General features: G+C 74.4%; 16 protein-coding genes and 1 pseudogene. 12 read left to right on the top strand and 5 right to left on the bottom strand.

Annotated elements, in window-relative coordinates:
- Nucleotides 1-85 precede the first annotated feature (85 nt).
- The 3 genes and pseudogenes from ACIQ1J_RS23475 to ACIQ1J_RS23465 form a co-directional block, all read left to right on the top strand.
- The gene (locus tag ACIQ1J_RS23475; RefSeq protein ID WP_210961202.1) at nucleotides 86-499 is read left to right on the top strand and encodes an SRPBCC family protein; all 414 of its coding nucleotides are present in this window, start codon (nucleotides 86-88) and stop codon (nucleotides 497-499) included.
- Nucleotides 500-600: 101 nt separating this feature from the next.
- A complete protein-coding gene (locus ACIQ1J_RS23470) occupies nucleotides 601-1,218 on the top strand; it encodes a hypothetical protein (RefSeq protein WP_403559598.1) in 618 nt (205 codons plus the stop codon).
- Nucleotides 1,219-1,499: 281 nt separating this feature from the next.
- Nucleotides 1,500-1,990 (top strand): annotated as a pseudogene (locus tag ACIQ1J_RS23465) (cytochrome P450); the annotation flags it as partial.
- Between the two features lie 9 nt (nucleotides 1,991-1,999).
- Here ACIQ1J_RS23465 and ctaD read toward each other — a convergent pair.
- The gene (gene ctaD / locus ACIQ1J_RS23460) at nucleotides 2,000-3,721 is read right to left on the bottom strand and encodes a cytochrome c oxidase subunit I (protein WP_403559595.1); all 1,722 of its coding nucleotides are present in this window, start codon (nucleotides 3,719-3,721) and stop codon (nucleotides 2,000-2,002) included.
- Nucleotides 3,722-4,444: 723 nt separating this feature from the next.
- Here ctaD and ACIQ1J_RS23455 point away from each other — a divergent pair.
- From ACIQ1J_RS23455 to ACIQ1J_RS23445, 3 genes are all read left to right on the top strand, one after another.
- Nucleotides 4,445-5,479, top strand: coding sequence for a polyprenyl synthetase family protein (locus ACIQ1J_RS23455; protein ID WP_403559714.1), 1,035 nt, complete (start codon nucleotides 4,445-4,447; stop codon nucleotides 5,477-5,479).
- 84 nt (nucleotides 5,480-5,563) lie between these two features.
- Nucleotides 5,564-5,848 (top strand): ATP-binding cassette domain-containing protein, encoded by a 285-nt coding sequence (locus ACIQ1J_RS23450; RefSeq protein WP_403559593.1) that lies wholly within the window; start codon nucleotides 5,564-5,566, stop codon nucleotides 5,846-5,848.
- 718 nt (nucleotides 5,849-6,566) lie between these two features.
- Nucleotides 6,567-7,010, top strand: a complete 444-nt coding sequence (locus tag ACIQ1J_RS23445) for a hypothetical protein (protein WP_403559590.1) — start codon at nucleotides 6,567-6,569, stop codon at nucleotides 7,008-7,010.
- A 70-nt stretch (nucleotides 7,011-7,080) separates the two neighbouring features.
- Here the strand turns inward: ACIQ1J_RS23445 and ACIQ1J_RS23440 are convergent, their stop codons facing one another.
- Nucleotides 7,081-8,244, bottom strand: coding sequence for an alpha-lytic protease prodomain-containing protein (locus ACIQ1J_RS23440; protein ID WP_403559588.1), 1,164 nt, complete (start codon nucleotides 8,242-8,244; stop codon nucleotides 7,081-7,083).
- A gap of 258 nt (nucleotides 8,245-8,502) precedes the next feature.
- Between ACIQ1J_RS23440 and ACIQ1J_RS23435 the strand changes: the two genes are divergently transcribed.
- From ACIQ1J_RS23435 to ACIQ1J_RS23425, 3 genes are all read left to right on the top strand, one after another.
- Nucleotides 8,503-9,009 carry an SRPBCC family protein gene (locus tag ACIQ1J_RS23435; RefSeq protein ID WP_403559585.1) on the top strand — a complete coding sequence of 169 codons (507 nt, stop codon included), beginning with the start codon at nucleotides 8,503-8,505 and terminating at the stop codon, nucleotides 9,007-9,009.
- Entirely contained in the window at nucleotides 9,002-10,621 is a 1,620-nt protein-coding gene (locus ACIQ1J_RS23430; protein ID WP_403559583.1) for a phytoene desaturase family protein, read from the top strand. Before ACIQ1J_RS23435 ends, ACIQ1J_RS23430 begins: the two co-directional genes overlap by 8 nt.
- Before the next feature lie 130 nt (nucleotides 10,622-10,751).
- Nucleotides 10,752-11,633, top strand: a complete 882-nt coding sequence (locus ACIQ1J_RS23425) for an SDR family oxidoreductase (RefSeq protein WP_403559580.1) — start codon at nucleotides 10,752-10,754, stop codon at nucleotides 11,631-11,633.
- 15 nt (nucleotides 11,634-11,648) lie between these two features.
- Here the strand turns inward: ACIQ1J_RS23425 and ACIQ1J_RS23420 are convergent, their stop codons facing one another.
- From ACIQ1J_RS23420 to ACIQ1J_RS23410, 3 genes are all read right to left on the bottom strand, one after another.
- Complete coding sequence (locus ACIQ1J_RS23420) at nucleotides 11,649-13,202, bottom strand: FAD-dependent oxidoreductase (protein WP_403559577.1); 1,554 nt, start codon at nucleotides 13,200-13,202, stop codon at nucleotides 11,649-11,651.
- Nucleotides 13,199-14,038: a methyltransferase domain-containing protein gene (locus ACIQ1J_RS23415; protein WP_403559574.1), complete on the bottom strand. Its 840-nt coding sequence runs from the start codon at nucleotides 14,036-14,038 to the stop codon at nucleotides 13,199-13,201. Before ACIQ1J_RS23415 ends, ACIQ1J_RS23420 begins: the two co-directional genes overlap by 4 nt.
- Nucleotides 14,039-14,380: 342 nt before the next feature.
- On the bottom strand, nucleotides 14,381-15,583 hold the full coding sequence (locus tag ACIQ1J_RS23410) for a lycopene cyclase family protein (protein ID WP_403559711.1): 1,203 nt from the start codon (nucleotides 15,581-15,583) through the stop codon (nucleotides 14,381-14,383).
- A 421-nt stretch (nucleotides 15,584-16,004) separates the two neighbouring features.
- Between ACIQ1J_RS23410 and crtI the strand changes: the two genes are divergently transcribed.
- From crtI to ACIQ1J_RS23395, 3 genes are read left to right on the top strand one after another with little or no spacing between them, the layout of a single operon-like run.
- Nucleotides 16,005-17,522 (top strand): phytoene desaturase family protein, encoded by a 1,518-nt coding sequence (gene crtI / locus ACIQ1J_RS23405; RefSeq protein ID WP_403559571.1) that lies wholly within the window; start codon nucleotides 16,005-16,007, stop codon nucleotides 17,520-17,522.
- The gene (locus ACIQ1J_RS23400) at nucleotides 17,519-18,526 is read left to right on the top strand and encodes a phytoene/squalene synthase family protein (RefSeq protein WP_403559568.1); all 1,008 of its coding nucleotides are present in this window, start codon (nucleotides 17,519-17,521) and stop codon (nucleotides 18,524-18,526) included. Before crtI ends, ACIQ1J_RS23400 begins: the two co-directional genes overlap by 4 nt.
- A complete protein-coding gene (locus ACIQ1J_RS23395; protein ID WP_403559565.1) occupies nucleotides 18,523-19,557 on the top strand; it encodes a DUF5914 domain-containing protein in 1,035 nt (344 codons plus the stop codon). Before ACIQ1J_RS23400 ends, ACIQ1J_RS23395 begins: the two co-directional genes overlap by 4 nt.
- The last annotated feature ends 14 nt before the right edge of the window (nucleotides 19,558-19,571 follow it).

Below are 19,571 nucleotides of genomic sequence, written 5' to 3'. Positions count from 1 at the left end.
GCGGATCACCGCCGAAGCGCTTCGGTCGGGACAGACAGGGCACGCGTCACGTCGTACGACACCGAGCGCGAAGGAGTGGTGCCGCATGACCGAGTACGAGCGTTCCCGCACCATGCCCGCCCATCCCGAGCAGGTCTTCGGCCAGGCCGCGAACGTCGGGCAGCTGGACACCTGGCTGCCCCGGGACCTGCACGTGGAGCCCGAGGACCCGCCCGCGGTCACCGTGCACGAGGACCGCACCGACCAGGACACCTCCGCGCTGCTGAGCGCCCGGCCCGAGCAGATGCGGCTCGAATGGGGCACCCGCGACCAGGGCAGCTACGCCGGCTGGCTGCAGGTCGCCGGACTCGACAGCGGGGCCAGCGAGGTGACGGTGCACCTGTCGTTCTTCGACGAGGGCCACGACCCCGGGGAGCAGACGGTGGCCGACGCCCTCGACAGCAGCCTGCGCCGTCTGGAGGAGCAGGTGCGGCTGCGCACCGACAACGCGGCCGGGTGAATTCGTAGCAGGGACAAGGGCAACCCTTCGCCCTCATGTCGGGTCGTACGGGTCGTACGGGGAAAGGACGACCGATACCGACGAACCGACATGGGGGACACATGCACGTCCGTAACCGAGGGGCCCGCGCCGCCGTGACCGCGCTGGCGGCCGGTGCCGCGGTCGCCGTGACCGCGGTCCCGGCGACCGCGGCGACGCCGCAGACCGATCCGCCCGCCTTCCTGGAGCCGGCCGAACTGCCGCCGCATCCCACCTCCGACTGGTACGCCGGGCCGGTCACCGCCGGACAGCCGGATCCGCTGCCCATGTGCGTCGGCGAAGCGCTGCCGTCCACCGCCTCCCACCGCCGGTACTGGACCGAGTACGACACCGGCGCCCTTCAGGCCACGGTCGTGGAGCGCGGCCCGCGGCAGGCCCGGGAGTTCGCCGCCCTGCTGCGCAGGAACCTCGCCGACTGCGCGCGGAAGGTGATGGAGCAGTACCCCGACATCACCGCCACGCAGAAGTACTACGGCCGGCTGAACGTGGAGGAGGGCGCCCACGTCTACGGCGTCCACACGGTCGCCGAGTGGGGCGCCTCAGACATCGGCCTGTTCTCGGTGGGCCGGGACGGCAGGACCGTGACCGTCGTGCAGTGGGGGCAGATGGGCACCTTCGCGCACGCCCAGGTGGCCGACTTCAAGACCACCACGGTCACGGCCGTCGGCAAACTGAACTGAACGGTCGCGGCGGTCGCCGCCCGCTAGGGGGTGCCGTTTGGATCAGGCCGACTCCGGGCAGCGGTGCGTTGCGACTGACCCGAGCGGGGTCTGGTGCGTGCGGCTGCAAGGCGGAGGAGGGCAGGGCGGAGCCCTGGCAACCGACGACAACGCCGCAGATGTGCGTGCCAGGCCCCGCGACCCCGGCACGATCCAAACGGCACCCCCCAGGTCACGGCGGGCGGCCCGCCGTCCGGGCCGAGGACGGCACGCTGACCGTGCCGGCAGAGGCGCTGTTCGGGCAGGGCGCCGCCCACGCCCTGCACCGGTGGGCGGCCCATCGGGAGCGGCTGCGCGCAGGTGACGGCGCGTTCGCCACCGCGTTCGCGCACGAGGTTCGCCGTTTCTACCCGTTCGCCCCGTTCCTCGGCGGCCGGACGGTCAAGGAGCTGACCTGGCACGGCGAGTCCGTCCCGCCGGCGGGACGCTGCTGCTCGACGTCTACGGCCAGAACCACGACGAGAAGCTCTGGGGCGACCCCTGCACCTTCAGGCCGGAGCGGTTCCTGGAGCGGCCCGCCGACCCCGACGAGCTGATCCCGCAGGGCGGCGGCGACCCGGCCACCGGTCACCGCTGCCCCGGCGAGCGCGTCACCGTGGGCCTGCTGGAGGCCCTTGCGGTGCGGCTGGCGCGCCTGGAGTACACGGTCCCCGAGCAGGACCTGCGCATCCCCCTGCGCCGCGTCCCGACCCGTCCGCGCAGCGGCTTCGTCGTCACCGGCGTAGGCGTGCCCTGCCCCGCGTCAGGACGTACGGTCGCCGCCCTTGTGTCCCTCACCCGGCTCCACCGCGTCGCGCCGCCCGGTCTGCTCCGCCTGGTCGAGCCGGGTGAGGCCTGGGTGGTGCAGGTCGAAGGCCGGCGACTCGGAGCGCACGCGCGGCAGTTCGCGGAAGTTGTGGCGGGGCGGAGGACAGGACGTGGCCCACTCCAGCGAGCGCCCGTAGCCCCAGGGATCGTCGACCTCGATCGGCGGGCCGTACTTGGCGGTCCACCACACGTTGTACAGGAACGGCAGCGTGGACAGACCCAGCAGGAACGCGCCGATCGAGGAGAGGGTGTTGAGGGCCGTGAATCCGTCGACGGCCAGATAGTCGGCGTACCTGCGCGGCATGCCCTCGACGCCGAGCCAGTGCTGCACCAGGAACGTGGTGTGGAAGCCCACGAACAGCGTCCAGAAGTGCACCTTCTCCAGCCGGTGGTCGAGCATGCGGCCCGTCATCTTCGGCCACCAGAAGCTGAATCCGCCGAACATCGCGAACACGATCGTGCCGAACAGGACGTAGTGGAAGTGCGCCACGACGAAGTACGAGTCGGTGACGTGCCAGTCCAGCGGCGGTGAGCCGAGGATCACTCCGGTCAGGCCCCCGAAGAGGAAAGTCACCAGGAAGCCGGCCGCCCACAGCATCGGCGGCTCGAAGGACAGGGACCCCCTCCACATCGTGCCGATCCAGTTGAAGAACTTCACCCCGGTGGGGACGGCGATGAGGTACGTCAGGAAGGAGAAGAACGGCAGCAGTACGGCACCGGTGGCGAACATGTGGTGCGCCCAGACGGTGGCCGACAGCCCGGCGATGGCGATGGTGGCACCCACCAGGCCCATGTAACCGAAGATCGGCTTACGGGCGAAGACCGGGATGATCTCGGTGATCACCCCGAAGAACGGCAGCGCGAGGATGTACACCTCGGGATGGCCGAAGAACCAGAACAGGTGCTGCCACAGGATCGCCCCGCCGTTCTCGGCGTCGAACACGTGCGCACCGAAGTGCCGGTCCGCCTCCAGCACCAGCAGCGCCGCGGCCAGCACCGGGAAGGCCAGCAACACCAGGACCGAGGTCAGCAGCACGTTCCAGACGAAGATCGGCATACGGAAGATCGTCAGGCCGGGTGCGCGCATGCAGATGATCGTGGTGATGAAGTTGACCGACCCCAGGATGGTGCCGAACCCGGACAGCGCCAGCCCCATGATCCACAGATCACCGCCGAGGTAGGGGGACCGGACCGGCCCGCTGAGCGGTGTGTACGCGGTCCAGCCGAAGTCCGCGGCGCCCTGTGGGGTGAGGAAGCCGCCGAGCACGATCAGGCCGCCGAAGAGGAACAGCCAGTAGGCGAGCATGTTCAGCCGAGGGAAGGCCACGTCGGGCGCACCGATCTGCAACGGCATGACGGCGTTGGCGAATCCGGCGAAGGTCGGGGTGGCGAACAGCAGCAGCATGATCGTGCCGTGCATCGTGAACGCCTGGTTGTACTGCTCGTTGGAGAGCAGTTGCAGACCCGGCCGGGCCAACTCCATCCGGACCAGCATCGCCAGCACCCCGGCGATCAGGAAGAACGCGAACGACGTGATGAGATACAGGTGGCCGATCCGCTTGTGGTCGGTCGTGGTCAGCCAGGAGACGACCACCCGCCCCCTGCCGCGGTGTTCCGCCGCCGGGACCGGCGCGATCGGTTCGGTCTGTGTCGCCATCCGACCAGAGCAGCCGACCCGCGGCAGCCTGCGTCGACGCCACGTCACGCGACCACCCATGTAGGGCCGGTTGGCTGATCGTTTCTATCCGTCCGGGTGCGTCGTCACCTCGGAGGGGCGAAGCGGCCGTCACCCGAATGGCCCCCGCACAGTACTGGTGACGGCCGATCCGGTGTCTCCTGGAGAGTGTCAGCGGCGTCCAGGCTGGGAGGCCGATCATGTACGAAATGTGCGTGGGCCCGGAGAAGGCGGGCGGAGCGTTGGTGTGGCACGTGATGGCCAAACAGGCCGCGGCCACCCTGTGCGGACAGCGGCTCCGCGAACGTATCGAGGCATCCGACGGTGAACGGGCACGTCACTGCCCAGACTGCATGGCTTCCTTCGAGAAGTTGATGGCAGTCACGCCGTGCTGACGGACCGTCCGCAACCGTCCGCCCCGTCGCATCCCGCGGCGGGGCGGACTGCGGATCGCGTAACACCGCGGACTGCGTCGGGCGGTCGACGGGAGCCGTGGCGGGCGGTCGGCGTGATGGTCGGCTGGGTGCGTGGTCATAGACCTGGGCTGCTCCGGTGATCTTTCACCGGGTGGGGCGCCGCGGACCCTGCCCGCGGTGCGGCAGCCGATTGACTGGCGGTGCGGCCGGCCCGGCGCGGTGCGAGTGCCGTCGGCTTCCGCTTTCCGCCAACGTGTCCTGCCAACGTGAGGAGCAGTACGTGTCGCAGATGGCCGACTCGGCCCCGGTAGGTGCCTTTCCGCGTCTGGACTGGGTCGACGACGTGCTCTCGCCCGCCCTGCGGGCCGCGGTCGAGTCGCTGCCGGCCGCGGAGAGCCTGGTGGCCCGGTACCACCGGGGCTGGTGCGAGGCCGACGGCGCACCCCGCGCGGCCGAGTCCGGCGGCGGCAAGGCGGTGCGCCCGGCACTCACCCTGCTGTCGGCGGTGGCCGTCGGAGGAAGCCCGGCGGCCGCGGTGCCCGGCGCCGTGGCGGTCGAGCTGGTGCACGACTTCACCCTGCTGCACGACGACGTCATCGACGGCGACGCGCTGCGCCGCCACCGGCCCGCCGCCTGGTCGTTGTTCGGGACCCCGGCCGCCGTACTGACCGGAGACGCGCTGCTGGTCGCGGCGCTGCGCGCCCTGGCCCAGGCCCCGCCGGGACGGGCCGGGGCAGCCGTGCAGGAACTCGTGGGCGCCCTCCTGGAACTGGTGGAGGGGCAGAGCAACGACGTCGCGTTCGAGAAGGCCCACGAGGTGTCGGTCGCGGACTACCTGGACATGGCCGCCGGCAAGACGGGCGCCCTGATCGGCTGCGCCTGCGCGCTGGGCGGCGTGCTGGCCGGCGCGGACGACGTCCGGGTCGGCGGGCTGCGGGAGTTCGGCCGGCGACTCGGCGTGGCATTCCAGTGCACGGATGACATCCTCGGCATCTGGGGCCGTACCGCGCGCAGCGGCAAGCCGGTCGGCTCGGACCTCGCCGCGCGCAAGAAGTCGCTGCCGGTGGCGGCGGCCCTCGCGGCTCCGGGCGAGGAGGCCGAGCGGCTGCGCGAGTTGTACCGCGCACCGCACCCACTGGACGAGGCCGGCATCGACCTGGCGCGTCACCTCGTGGAACGGGCCGGCGGACGGCAGGCGGCCGAGGAGGAGGCCCGCCGCCAGGTGACGGCCGCGCTGCGGTCCCTCTCGCAGGCCCGGCCGGCCTCTGACGCCTACCGCCAACTGCACGACATCGCCTGGGCGATGACCCGCCGCGAATCCTGACCCGGACCATTCCACTCCACGCCACCCCGGTGGCCGCGTCGAGGCCGCCCGCCGAGGCCCCGATCCGCGAAACGCAGTGGAGCCGTGCAGCACACCACCGAGCACAGCGCAACGCCTCCGGGTGACTTTCCGGCCGTCGCCGCCTACGGGATGCAGGTGACCCGGGGTACCCAACCGGTGCTGCGCAACGTCGGTTTCACCATCCCCCGTGGCCGCATCGTCGGCCTGCTGGGCCCGAGCGGCTGCGGCAAGACCACCCTGCTGCGCTGCGTGGTCGGCGTCCAGCAGCCCGGTGGCGGCCATGCCGACAGGCCATGCCCGCCGAGCGGCGGCTGTCAGCCGAAAGGGTCGGGGCACCGCGCCGGTTGACCGGCGGCGACCATCACTCGTCCGGCGCAGTGTCGCGGCGCCGACCCGGGGAAGCCGCAGAACATGCCCCGGTGCGCATTCCTCCCGCACCGGGGCGGCGGGGCGTGCCGCGGCCGGGATCCCCGAGTCGGCCGCGGCGCGCCCCCGTCAGCCGCACGGCGGGGAAGTCTCCTCGGCCGCCGGGCGGCGCGCGTCCCGGGCCGGTGCTGAGTGCCGACGCCCGGACGCCATGGGTGCCGTCCCCGATGGCGCGGCCCCGGCCCGGCGTGTGACCGTGGAGCGACGCCGCCCCGGGGGCCTTTCCGGGGGCCGGGGCACGTTGCGGGGAAGCCCCGTCCCGCCCGCCTGCGGGCGTTGGCGCGTGGTCCGTTCCGGGTGTGCCGTCCGCGCCCGAGTGCCGAGGCGGCCGGTGGTCATCGTGGCGTACTGCCGTGGGCGCGCCCCAGGCCGGGGCGCCCGCCCGTCCGGGTGCGCCGCGGCCCGGTCGGCGTCCCGCTCGGTCCGGCGGGCAGGGCAGTAGCCCGGCGGTTCGGACGACGGCCGGTACGAGGGGCATCGCGGGGCCGGGCACGCGGGTAATGGTCGCGGCGGTGCCCGGTGAACCCCGGTCACCACCCCGGCCGGTACGTCACCGGGCACCCCGGTGGGACAATCTGCCCGCAGGGTCGGTGTCCGACGGCGTGGTTGGAGCCGTCCGGGACCGGAAGGAGTCGTCAGCATGATCGAGTGGGTGCCCCTGGGCAGCGGTGCCAGGCCCGTTCCCCGGCCGGTCGCGGCTCCGCTTGTGTGGGCGGGGGCCTTCGGCGGAGCCCTCGCCCTGGTGGCCCTCCTCAACGGCACCGTGGGCTCGGGCCGCCCCGGACTCGCGCTCGTCGTGCTCTCCCTGCTGGCGGCCCTGCTCGGGCTCTGCGCCCGGTTCACGGCCGCCCCCGGGACCGCCGTCCTCTGCTGGCTGTCCCTCAACGGCTTCGCCATCCCGCCCGCCGGCACGCTGACGTGGGCCGGCCGGCGGGACGCGGTCTGGCTGGGCTGTCTGCTCGTCGCGGCTCTCGTCGGCACGGCACTGGCCCGCCTGGTCCATGCCCGGGCCGCCTACCGCCGACTGACCACGGCGGCCGGACCCGACGCACCGGAGCCGGGCGCCGGGCCGGGCGACTTCTGACGGCGCGCGACCGACGGTCGGGGGAGGGCCTCGCCGGCCACCCGGCGACGTCCTCCCCGCCGTCTCGGGGTCAGGCCGTGTGCAGGGTCAGCCCATAGCGGTTCAGGATCTCGTTGACGGGCTGGAACCAGGTCTCCCCGCCGCTGGAGCAGTTGCCCCAGCCGCCCGAGGTCACGCCCTGCGCCTGGTCGCCGCTGATGAAGGAGCCGCCCGAGTCGCCGCCCTCGGCGCAGACGCTGGTCTTCGTCATCTGGTGTACCGCGCCCTGGCTGTAGTTGACCGTCTCGTTCTTGGCCAGCACGGTGCCGCAGTGCCAGTGGGTGGTGGAGCCGGAGCGGCAGATCGAGGCGCCGACGGGTGCCTCGTTCGAGCCGCGCACCAGCTGGTCGGAGACCGTTCCCCAGCCGAGCACGACCGGTACCGTCCACCAGCCGCTGCCCACACTGACCCAGGCGTAGTCGTTGCCGGGGAACGACGAGCCCCGGAACGTCCCGATGTGCGAGCCGTCCCAGCCGCGGACCGCCCCTCCCACGCCGCCGCAGTGCCCGGCGGTGACGAACCCGCCGTGCACCGAGAAGCCGATGGAGCAGCGGACGTTGCCGGTGTAGTACGGGTCGCCGCCGACCGTACCCGCCGCGAAGGTCTGCGGGGCCGACGCCACCGTGCGCACCGCGACCGGTCCGGCCTCGCGGGCCCGGGTCACGAAGCGCTGGACATCGTTGTCGGCCCGCTTGTCCGCGACCACGTCGACGACCACCGCGTTGGCGGCCGGATCGACGTGCCAGCTGCTGACGCCGGCGGGCGCGTCCAGGCGGTCGATGCGCGTCTTGGCGGCGTCGAGCTGCCGTGCGCTGTGTTCGACGGTGCGGACGTGCGCACCGGTGGCGCCGACGGCCCGTACCGTCGCGGGGGACGCCTCCGAGGTGACGGCCACGGTCAGCCGCCCGCGACCGGCGTCGAACCAGGAGCCGCCGAAGGCGTCCCCGGCGGCCCTGCGTGCCGTGGGTGCGAGGTCGGTGGCGCGGCGTTCGGCCGCGATCCGGTCCTCGGCCTCGGCCCGGGTGAGGCCGAAGTCCCGCTGCATGGCGTCCAGGAGGCCGGCGGAAGCGGCCGGGTCCTTGGCGGAGTAGGTGGGGGAGCCGGCCGCCGAGGCGGGCAGCGTGCCGACCGCCGTCAGGCTGCCGAGCACGAGGAGGGTGGCCAGGCCGAGGTGCCTGAGTCTGCTGCGTCTCACGGGGTTGCCCTTCGTCGTTCCAGCGAGGTGGGGGTGGAACAACCGCAGTCTGAGAGCGCTCTCACCGGGTTGGTTCCGAGCTTAGCCAGGGTGCGACGTCAGGTCCATGCCAATGCAGGGGCTTTCCGGAGAGCCTGTCCGCCGGGCGGCCGGAGTCCGCGGGGAGGGGTGGGCGGGCCTGTCCTGGTTGGCCGGTCCCGGACGGGGCACTCAGTGCTGCGTCCTTGCAGTGACGGCTTCTGGATGTGGGAGGCGGGCGTGGCGGTTCGGCATCGGTTGATCCAGGCGGGTCCGGCGGCGGTGTGGGACGTCCTCGCGGACGGCGACCGGTACGTGGAGTGGGTGGTGGGCCCGTCGGAGGTCATCCCCAAGACCGGACAGTGGCCGCGGGTCGGCGCGACGATCGCCTACGAGGTGCGGCTCGGGCCGGTGCGGCTGAACAACGAGTCGGTGGTCCGGCACTGTGTGGAGGGCTCCGTGCTGGAGCTGGAGGCGAAGGCGGGCAGGCTCGGCACGGCCCGGATCGCCATCGAGCTGCGCCCCTGGGGCGAGCAGTGCCTGGTGATCGTGGACGAACACCCGCTGCGCGGCCCCGGCGGCCTGCTGCACAACGTGGGTGTCGAGGCGCTGATCCAGGTGCGGCACCGTGCGATGCTCGCCCGGCTCGCGAAGCTGTGCGAGTCCGAGGCCGGGGAACAGTGCCGGCCGGACCCGGCGGAATCGACCGGGACCGTGGACTTCGGACCCGGAGCCGGCCGTGCCTGACGCCGTCGTGATCGGGGCCGGCCCCAACGGGCTGGTGGCGGCGAACCTGCTGCTGGACGCCGGCTGGAGCGTGGAGGTCCTGGAGGAGCAGCCCGAACCGGGCGGGGCGGTGCGCCACGACAGCGAGGTCGCCCCGGGCTTCGTCAACGACCTGTTCAGCTCCTTCTACCCGCTCGCCGCCGCTTCCCCGGTCCTCGCCGGACTGCGGTTGCAGGACCACGGGCTGCGCTGGGCGCACGCCCCCCACGTGCTGGCCCACCCCCTGACCGACGGCACGTGTGCCGTCCTCGACCGCGACGTGGGCACCACCGCCGCCTCCCTCGACGCCTTCGCGTCCGGGGACGGCGCCGCCTGGGAGCGCCTGCACGAGGTGTGGGACCGGTACCGGGCCGACATCCTGGACGCCCTCTTCACCCCCTTCCCCCCGGTCCGGGCCGGCGCCCGGCTGGCCCTGCGGCTGCGCGGCGGGGGCGGACTGCGACTGGCGCGCACCCTGGTGCTGCCGGTACGGCGCATGGGCGAGGAGGAGTTCCGCGGCGAGGGCGGCAAACTGCTCCTGGCCGGCAACGCCCTGCACGCCGACCTCGCGCCGGAGGCCGCCGGGAGCGGCGGGTACGGCTGGCTGATGTCCATGCTCGGACAGACCTACGGCTTTCCCGTCCCGGTCGGCGGCTCCGGCGCCCTCACCGCGGCCCTGGTCCACCGATTGCGCGCCCGGGGCGGCACCCTGCACTGTGGGCGACGCGTCGAGCACGTCCTGGTGCGTGACCGGCGCGCGGTGGGCGTCCGCACGGCCGGCGGGGAGACGGTCGCCGCCCGGCGCGCCGTCCTCGCGGACGTGTCCGTGCCCGCCCTCTACGGCGATCTCGTCGCCCCCGAGGACCTGCCGGACCAAGTCCTCGCCGATCTGCGGCGCTTCCAGTGGGACTTCGCCACCTTCAAGGTGGACTGGGCGCTGGACGGCCCCGTGCCCTGGCGGTGCGAGGACGCGGCCACGGCCGGGACCGTGCATCTGGCCGACGGTCTCGACGAGCTGACCCGGTTCGCCGCCCAGATCGCCATGCGGCAGGTCCCCGACCGCCCCTTCACGCTGTTCGGCCAGATGACGACCACGGACCCGTCCCGTTCACCGCGCGGCACGGAGTCCGCCTGGGCCTACACCCACGTCCCCCACGACATCCGGGCCGACGCGGGCGACGAGGGCATCACCGGCAGCTGGGACACCGAGGAGCAGGAACTCATGGCCGACCGCGTCGAACGTCAGGTGGAACGCTTCGCGCCCGGCTTCCGGTCACTGATCCGGGCCCGGCGCGTACTGGCCCCGCCGACACTCCAGAACATGAACGCCAACCTGGAGGGCGGCGCCATCAACGGCGGCACCACGGCCATGCACCAGCAACTCGTCTTCCGGCCCGTGCCCGGCACCGGGCGGCCGGAGACCCCGGTGACCGGCCTCTTCCTCGCCTCCGCGGCCGCCCATCCGGGCGGCGGGGTGCACGGGGCGCCGGGCGCCAACGCCGCGCGCGCCGCGCTGCGTCAGCACCGGTTCGCCGGCCTGGCGCGGCTACAGCGCACCCTCACCCGACGCGACCGCACCGGCGACAAGCCATGACCGGCCGCGTGCTCCCGGCCGTGTGCGACCTACCGCGTCCGCCGGGCACATGCGGTCGGCCGCGTGCGGCCGGGCCCCTGCGACCGGCCGCGTCCGACCGTCCACGTCTTCCCCGAGAAAGGGCCGACCGGTGACAGACAGCCCCCTCCGGAATCGCACCGTCGTGGTGACCGGCGCCGCGCGCGGACTGGGCGCCGCCCTGGCACACGCGTGCGCCCGCCGAGGCGCCCGGATCGCGCTGCTCGGCCACGAGAAGTCGCTGCTGGACGCCGTGGCGGCGGACCTGCCGACTCCGGCGCTGGCGGTCGAGGCCGACGTCACCGACCCCGCCGCGCTGGACGACGCGGCCGATGAGGTCCGCGGGCGCCTGGGCCCGCCGTCGGTCGTGGTGGCGAACGCGGGCATCGCGGAAGGCGGCCCGTTCGCCACGTCGGACCCGGCCGAGTGGCGCCGCGTCGTCGACGTGAACCTGACCGGCAGCGCCCACACGGCCCGCGCCTTCCTGCCGGACCTGCTCCGCACCGCCGGATACCATCTGCAGATCGCCTCGCTGGCCTCGCTCGGCGCCGCGCCCATGATGAGCGCCTACTGCGCCTCCAAGGCGGGCGTGGAGGCCTTCATCCACTCACTGCGCGCCGAGGTGGCCCACCACGGGGTCGCCGTGGGCATCGCCTACCTCAACTGGCTCGACACCGACATGATCCGCGACGCCGACCGATACGCCGTCCTGCGCGAGTTGCGGGCACACATGCCGGCTCCGGCCCGCCGCACCTTCCCGGCGGACTACGCCGCCGACCGGCTGGTACGCGCCGTGGAGCGCCGTCGCACGGCCGTGTACGTGCCCGGCTGGGTGCGTCTGGCACAGGTGGGGCGCACGACCCTGCCGCCGCTGGTTCTGCGGCTGTCCCGCCGTGAGCTGCCCCGGCTGGAGGCCGAGGGCGCCATGACCCCCACCGGTCCGCTCGGCGCGGGCGGGCGGGCCGACCGCGCGGTGGAGGAAAGCGGGGCGTAGCGGGCCCGGCGCAGGTCAGCGCGGCCCGAACCGTCGCGCCACGGCACGCAGCAGTGCCGACCGTCCCCGGTCAGGCACCGTCCACAGCGTCTCCCCCCGTACGCCCCACCGCTCCAGCAGGGCGTTGGCCGCGAGGAACCCGGAGGTGGCGGCGCGTTCCATCAGGGCCACGGGCAGATCCGTACGGACCAGATCCCCGGCGACGACGACGGCCGGGTCGGGCGTGCGGACCGTCGGACGGTCGCGGTAGCCGCCGACGGTGAACAGCGGGCAGTCCGCCCGCCACTCGTGCCGTGCGGCCACGATCCGGGCCTCGCGGGTCTCCGGGTACACCTGGTGCAACTGGCCGACGAGGCGCTTCTCCTCGACCTTCCGGACCGCCGTCGAGGGCAGCGCGTAGGCGTGGAGTTCGACGACCGAGCCTCCGGTGCGCGCGGCCCAGCGGCCCGCCTCGCCCTCCCACTGGGACAGCACACTGACGTTGTCCAGCGAGCCGTATCCGCTGGTGCCGAGGAAACCGGGCCGGCCGGACGCGACCGGACGGTCCAGCCACAGCCGGGAGACCAGGAACGGCGGAGCGGTCCGCAGCCGCGCCACCCGCCGGCGCCAGCCGTCGTCACCGAGCTGCGGTGAACGGCCCACCACCCCCTTCAGACCGCCGGTGTCCAGAGCGAGCACGACGGCGTCGTACGGCCGGGAACCGGCGGAGTCGACCACCAGGTGGCCGCCGGACGGACCGGGCCGGACCGCCTCGACGGACGTGCTCGTCCGCACCTCGGCCCCGTGCCGCGTCAGTTGCTCCGCGAGCGGATCCCACAGCGCCCGCGGGAACGGCTCGCGGGGGACGTCGAACAACAGGCCCTCGCTGGAGCCGAGGAAGTAGATGTGGAACATCAGCGCCATCTCCGCGGCCGACAGCTCCCGCGGGTCCGCGAAGAAGCTGCGGGAGAACACCTCGAAGGCAAGATGCCGCGCGGCCGCGGGAAAGCCCACGGCGTCGAGGAAGTCGTGGGCGCTGATGTCGTCCAGTTGTTCGTGGACGCGGCGGGTACGGACGTCGAGGAGCGGCAGGGCCGCGGCGGGCCGCATGGCCGGCAGGTCGCGCAGCCCGAAGCTGGGGCTCAGGGCGACGAAACCGAGGGCGCTGAACGGCGGAGTGCGCGGTACCCGGCGGAAACCGTCGCGCAGCCCGCTGCTGTGCCACAGCGGATAGTCCGGCAGCCCGGTCAGCATCCCCAGCGCGGGGTCGGAACGGCGCAGCAGGCCCCGCAGGTTGTAGTACTGGCGGAAGAAGGCGTGGAAGCCCCGGCTCATCGTGGCGGGGCTGCCGTCGGGCAGGTCGGCCGGCCAGCCGGCGACCCGGCCGCCGAGCACGGCCTCGCGCTCGTGGAGTACGACCCGTACCCCCCGTTCGGCCAGGACGGTCGCCGCCGCCAGGCCCGCGATGCCGCCGCCGATCACCGCCACGGACGGCGGATCACCGGCCACCCGGCTCCGCCCTGCCCGGGGATGGACGGCCGAGGCGCGGCGATCCCGCCCCGGCGGCCGCACCCCGCCGCCCCGGATCACGAGGTACCTCCGGCCTGCGGGCCGCCAGTCCGCACCCGGCCCGTCCCGACCGGGCCCGTCCGCGCACCGCCTGCCTCCGCGCCGTGAGCCTCGGCACCGTCCGTCGGCGCGCCGTCCGTCTCCGCGCCGGCCCGGCGGCCGAGGAAGGTGTGGGTGACGCCCGTCTGCCAGCCGGGCAACGGGAGGACCCGGACCCGTTCGAATCCGGCCCGGCACAGCCGCGCCCCGAACGCCGGCGCGGTGTCGAACTCCACGACGCTGCGCCACAGGTGCCGGTAGAGGTCCCGGTCGCCCGTGGCCGTGCCCAGCGGCAGTACGACGCCCCGGCACACCCCGGTCCACACCAGACGGTCCACGCGCCGCCCGCCGAGCGCGTACTCGTGCACCGCCAGCCTGCCCCCGGGAGCCAGCAGCCGGTGCACCGTACGCAGGACGGCGTCGGGGTCGGTGAGGTTGCGGAAGAGGTAGGCGGCGAGCACCGCGTCGAAGGGGCCGGGCACCGCACCCCGGTGCAGTTCCTCCGCCGGGGCGTGTACGAAGCGCACCCGCGACGGCCAGCGCTTGGCCCGGGCCCGGTCCAGCATGCCCGCCGAGGCGTCCACCCCGACGATCTGAGCGGCGGGGAAGGCCGCGGCGAGCGCCGCCGTCGAGGCGCCGGTGCCGCAGCCCAGGTCCAGCACCCGGCGTCCGGCGCCGCCGTCCGCGAGGCCGAGCCGGCGGGCGGAGCGGCGCAACTGGGCGTGGTAGCCCGGGTTGAGCGCGACCAGGCGGTCGTAGCGGTCGGCGCCGTGGTCGAAGGCGGTGGTCAGCGCGGCGTCGCGCAGCAAGGGCGGCATCGGGACTCCCGGGGCAGGTGGCTCACGGACGGGTGGTGCTCGCGGACGGGTGTTGCCGGCAGGCGGGTGTTGTCGACGGGCGGGTCCTGCTCACGGACGGGTGGCGACGCGTCACGTATGGATGGGTTGTGTTCGGACGGGTCGCGCTTGGAGGGGCTGTGTTCGGACGGGTCGCGTTCGGACGGGCTGTGTTCGGGCGGGCTGTGTTCGGACAGTCCGCATACGGGCGGGCTGTGTTCGGACGGGTCGCGCTTGGACGGGCTGCGTTCGGACGGGCTGCGTTCGGACGGGCTGCGTTCGGACGGGTCGCGTTCGGACGGGTCGCGTTCGGGCGGGGCCCGCTCAACGGACGGAGGGGTGGCGGCGCGGCAGCCACGGCAGCTCGGCCGCCGTGCGCAGCATCGGCAGGGCGGGGGTGCGCACCCCGACCGCGAGGTCCTCGTACAGCCGGGACCGTCCGTCGAGGAAGCGCAGCAGCCGCCCGGCGGGTACGCGGTCGAACAGCCGGAAGAAGAGATCGGGGCCGTCCACCCGGCCGGTGTCCAGCGCGCGCAGCAGCACCGCGTCCATCAGCCGGGCGCGCACCGGGTGCGGGGGCGGCGGTACCGGGCGGCGGCCCGCGCGCACGGCGCGGGCGACGGCGTCGGACTGCCGCTGCACGGCGGCGAACGTGTAGCCGGTGGACGCGCGGGTCGCCCCGCCCGCCATCCCGATCCGGAAGACGGCGCCGGAGCCCTTCGCCCGCCGCTCGAACACGGCGTCGGTCATCGGGATCACCCCCTGCTCCGTCGACAGGACCTCCGTGGCACCGGTCCGCAGGACGCGGCGCGTGTAGTCCTCCAGGGCGCTGTCGTACGCGGCGGACGTCAGCGGCGCCGGGCCGAACTCGGTGTACTCGACCAGCGCGGTGTGCCGCCCGGTCGGGAGCACGTAGCCGAAGGACAGGCCGCGCTCCGGCTGCCGGGTGCGGAAGTCCATCAGGTCGACCACCGCCGGGTCGAAGACCGGCCGCTCGGTGCGGACGAACCAGCCGCGGAAGTGCTGGAGGAGGCGGGTGCGGGCGGGCGGCGGGCGGCCGGGCGGGCGGGAGTCGAAGACCCAGCGGGCGCGCAGGCCGACGTCGGCCCCGGCGGCGTCCCTGGCCGGCACCCAGGCGGTCCCGTCCGGCAGGGTGGTCACGGTGCCGACGGTGGCCTCCAGACGCCGAAGCCCGGCCCGTTCCTTCAGGTCACGGTCGACCAGCGCCTCGAAGTCGTCCGAGCGGATCATCTTGTAGCGGGCCGGCCCGATGTGCCGCAGGGCGACCGCCCCGTCCCGGCTCCGTACCCGCAGCCACTCCCAGGACGCCGTCGTCGCCGGGTCGAAGCGGCCCGGGCCCGCCTCCCAGAAGCACCAGGTGCGTCGCGGTGCCCGCAGCGGGCCGGGCGGCGGATCGATCAGGACGACGGAGGGCGCCGCGCCGTGCGGTGAGTGAGCCGGGAGCCGGTGCGCCAGGGAGAGACCTGCCGCGCCGGCACCGACGACGACGATGTCCGCCTCGACCACGGCCACTTCCGGTGCCACCTCCTTCCGCCGGTGCGACGAGCGTGTGACGGCTCGGTCCGGCGGAGTATTCCGTCCCCGTGCCGTCCGCGGACGCACGGCGCGCTGAAATGCCTGGCGCCGGGTACCCACCGAGCGCGACGGATGCCCGCCGGGCGGGTGACTGCCGAGCGCGGAGGAGCTCGGGCGGCGTCGTACCGGAGGAGAAGGGGGAAGGGATGGTGCCGAGTCACCCCGTCGGACCGCGGCCGGCGCCGGAAGGCGCATCCACCGCGCGCCGCCAGACCGAAGCAGTCTCGGCGGCCGACGTACCGACACGGCTCGGCGCCGCGGCATACGACGAGAGGACCGGGATGCGACCCAGCACGGTGGAGGACAGGCGGAAACAGCCGGGGGACCTGCCGCACCCGGCGGAGGGCGCGCGATGACGCGGACGGTGACCGGCCGCACCGACCACGTCGTGGTCGTGGGTGCGGGGCTCGCGGGCCTGTCGGCCGCCCTGCATCTGCTGGGCTCCGGGCGGCGGGTGACGGTCGTGGAACGCGACCCGCTGCCCGGCGGCCGTGCCGGACGGCGTGAGTTCGGCGGCTACCGTCTCGACACGGGCCCGACCGTACTGACGATGCCCGATCTGGCCGACGAGGCGTTCGCCGCCGTCGGCGACCGGCTTGCCGACCGCGTCGAACTCCTGCCCCTGCACCCCGCCTACCGGGCGTTCTTCGCCGACGGCGGCACCCTGGACGTCCACACCGACGCCGCCGCCATGGAGGCGGAGGTGGAGCGGTTCGCCGGGGCGCGGGAGGCGGCCGGATACCGGCGGCTGCGCGCCTGGCTCCGGCAGCTGTACGCGGTGCAGATGCGCCGGTTCATCGACGCCAACTTCGACTCTCCGCTCGGCCTGCTCACGCCCGACCTGGCCAGACTCGCCGCCCTCGGCGGCTTCGGCCGGCTGGACGCGCGCATCGGACGCTTCCTGACGGACGAGCGGCTGAAACGGGTCTTCTCCTTCCAGGCCCTGTACGCCGGTGTCGCACCGGCCCGCGCGCTGGCCGCCTACGCCGTCATCGCCTACATGGACACCGTGGCCGGCGTGTACTTCCCACGCGGCGGCATGCACGCCCTGCCCCGAGCCATGGCGGACGCCGCCGCCGACGCCGGCGCCGACCTGCGCCTCGGACAGGACGTCACCCGCCTGGAACGGTCCGGAAACCGGGTCACCGCCGTCGTCACCGCTCACGAACGCATCCCCTGCGACGCCGTCGTCCTCACCCCCGACCTGCCCGTCGTCCACCGGCTGCTGGGCCGCCGCCCGCGCCGCCCGGTCGGGCTGCGGCACGCGCCCTCCGCCGTCGTCCTGCACGCCGGCACCACCCGTACCTGGCCGCACCTCGCCCACCACACGCTCTCCTTCGGCGCCGCCTGGCGCCGGACCTTCGACGAACTGACCCGGACCGGCACCCTGATGACCGACCCGTCGCTGCTGATCACCCGGCCCACCGCCGGGGACCCCACCCTGGCCCCAGAGGGACGTCACCTCCACTACGTCCTCGCGCCCTGCCCCAACACCGACATCGGGCCGGACGCCCGGGCCTGGACCGATCTCGCGCCCCGCTACCGAGACCGTCTGCTCACCACCCTGGAACACCGGGGACTGACCGGCCTCGCCGCCGCCATCGAGGAGGAATGCCTGGTGACACCCGCCGACTGGACCGCCCAGGGGCACGCCGCGGGCACGCCGTTCTCCGTCGCCCACACCTTCGCCCAGACGGGTCCCTTCCGCCCCCGCAACCTGGTGCGCGGCACGGAGAACGCGGTCCTCGCCGGCTGCGGCACCACCCCCGGGGTGGGCGTGCCGACCGTGCTGATCTCCGGGAAGCTGGCCGCCGCCCGCATCACCGGCACACCGGCGCGACGCACGGCGACGAAGGGCGGGCGCCGATGACCCGCCGTGAACTGGACGCCGCCGGCATCACCGACCCGGCCCTGCGCGCCGCCTACACCCGGTGCCGGCTCCTCAACGCCCGGCACGGGCGCACCTACTTCCTGGCGACCCGCCTCCTGCCCGCCGACCGCAGGCCGGCCGTGCACGCCCTGTACGGATTCGCGCGGTGGGCGGACGACATCGTCGACGACCTGGGGGCCCGGGCGACGACCGCCGAACGCGCGGCGACCCTCACCCGGCTCGAGGAGCAGCTGCGGCGGGCGCTGACCGATACCGGGCCCGCCGGCGAACCCGTGGTGGTCGCCCTCGCCGACACCGCCGCCCGGTACGCCATCGACCCGGCGCACTTCACCGACTTCATGGCCTCCATGCGCAGCGACCTCACGGTCTGCGACTACGCCACCTACGACGACCTGCGCGCCTACATGCACGGCTCGGCCGCCGTCATCGGCCTGCAGATGCTCCCCGTGCTCGGCACCGTGACCGCCCGCGCCCGGGCCGCGCCGCACGCCGCCGCGCTGGGCGTCGCCTTCCAGCTGACCAACTTCCTGCGGGACGTGGGCGAGGACCTGGACCGGGGGCGGATCTACCTCCCGGCGGACCTGCTGGCCGCGCACGGCGTGCAGCGGGACCTGCTGCTGTGGAGCAGGCGCACCGGCCGCCACGACCCCCGCATCACCGCCGCGCTGCGGGCCGCCGACGACCTCACCCGCGCCGTCTACCGCGAGGCCGCACCCGGGCTGGCGATGCTGGACCCGGTCTCGCGACCCTGCGTCCGTACCGCGTACGTCCTCTACCGCGGCATCCTCGACGCCATCGCGGACGGCGGGTACGCGGTACTGCACCGGCGCGCGGTGGTGCGCCGCCGCCGTCGCGCGACCGTGGCCGCCGACGGGCTCGTACGAGTGCTGTCCGCCCGGCTGAGGGCGCGGGGCGGCGCCGCTCGCGGGGCGCCGCCGGTGCCGTGCCGGAACGACGCCTGCTCTGTGAAGGAGGCCGGATGAGGCGCGACCCCAGCCCCCGCCGGGGCCGTTTTCCCCTACGGCTGCGCCGCCGGCCCGTCCCCTGGCAGAGGCAGCGCCCGACCTGGCGCGAGGCCCGCCCCGGCCTCATCGCCGCGGCTCTCGGGCGAGCCCGGGCCCGACCCTCGGGCAACTGGTACGTACTCGGCGCGAGTACGGAGGTACGGGCCACCAGCCCGCTGTCCGGCACGGTCGCCGGTGTCGAGGTCGTCGTCTGGCGCGACGCGCGCGGGCGCCTGGTGGGCGGACCCGGCGCGTGTCCCCACCTCGGCGCCCCGCTGGCCGACAGCCCGGTGCGGTGCGGCACGCTCGTGTGCCACTGGCACGGACTCGCCCTGGACGGTGCGGCGTTCGCCGGCTGGGAGCCGCTGCCCGTGCACGACGACGGCGTACTGGTGTGGGTACGGCTGGACACGGTGGGGGAGGAGGCGCCGACGGTCGCGCCCTTCGTGCCCGGCAGGCCACCGCTGGCGACGGCCCTGACGTCGGTGTGGCGCGGGACCGGGGCCTGCGAACCCGAGGACGTCGTCGCCAACCGGCTCGACCCGTGGCACGGTGCCTGGTTCCACCCGTACTCCTTCGTGGATCTCACCGTCGTCGAGACGCCCGATGAGGGATCCGGCGACACCGCGGTCGCGGGCGAGGACGACGACCGCTTCGTCGTGGACGTGTCCTTCCGGCTCACCGGCCGGCTCGTCGTGCCGGTACGGGCCGAGTTCACCGCGCCGGAGCCCCGCACCGTCGTCATGCGCATCACGGACGGCGAGGGCACGGGATCCGTCGTGGAGAGCCATGCCACGCCGCTGGGTCCCGACAGGGGCGGCCGACCGCGCACCGCGGTCGTCGAGGCGGTGCTGGCCACCTCGGACCGGCCGGGCTTTCCCGTGGCCAGGCGACTGGCACCGGCCCTGCGCCCGCTGATGCGCGCCGCCGCCGGCCGCCTGTGGCGCGACGACCTCGCCTACGCCGAGCGCCGCGGACACCTTCGCGAGCGCGGCCAGTTCCCCGGCTGAACGGAGCAGCACCG

Origin of the sequence: Streptomyces sp. NPDC097107 (assembly GCF_044762405.1) — a bacterium.
GTDB classification, from domain to species: Bacteria; Actinomycetota; Actinomycetes; order Streptomycetales; family Streptomycetaceae; genus Streptomyces; species Streptomyces thinghirensis.
This window is presented reverse-complemented; position numbering and strand designations above follow the sequence as displayed.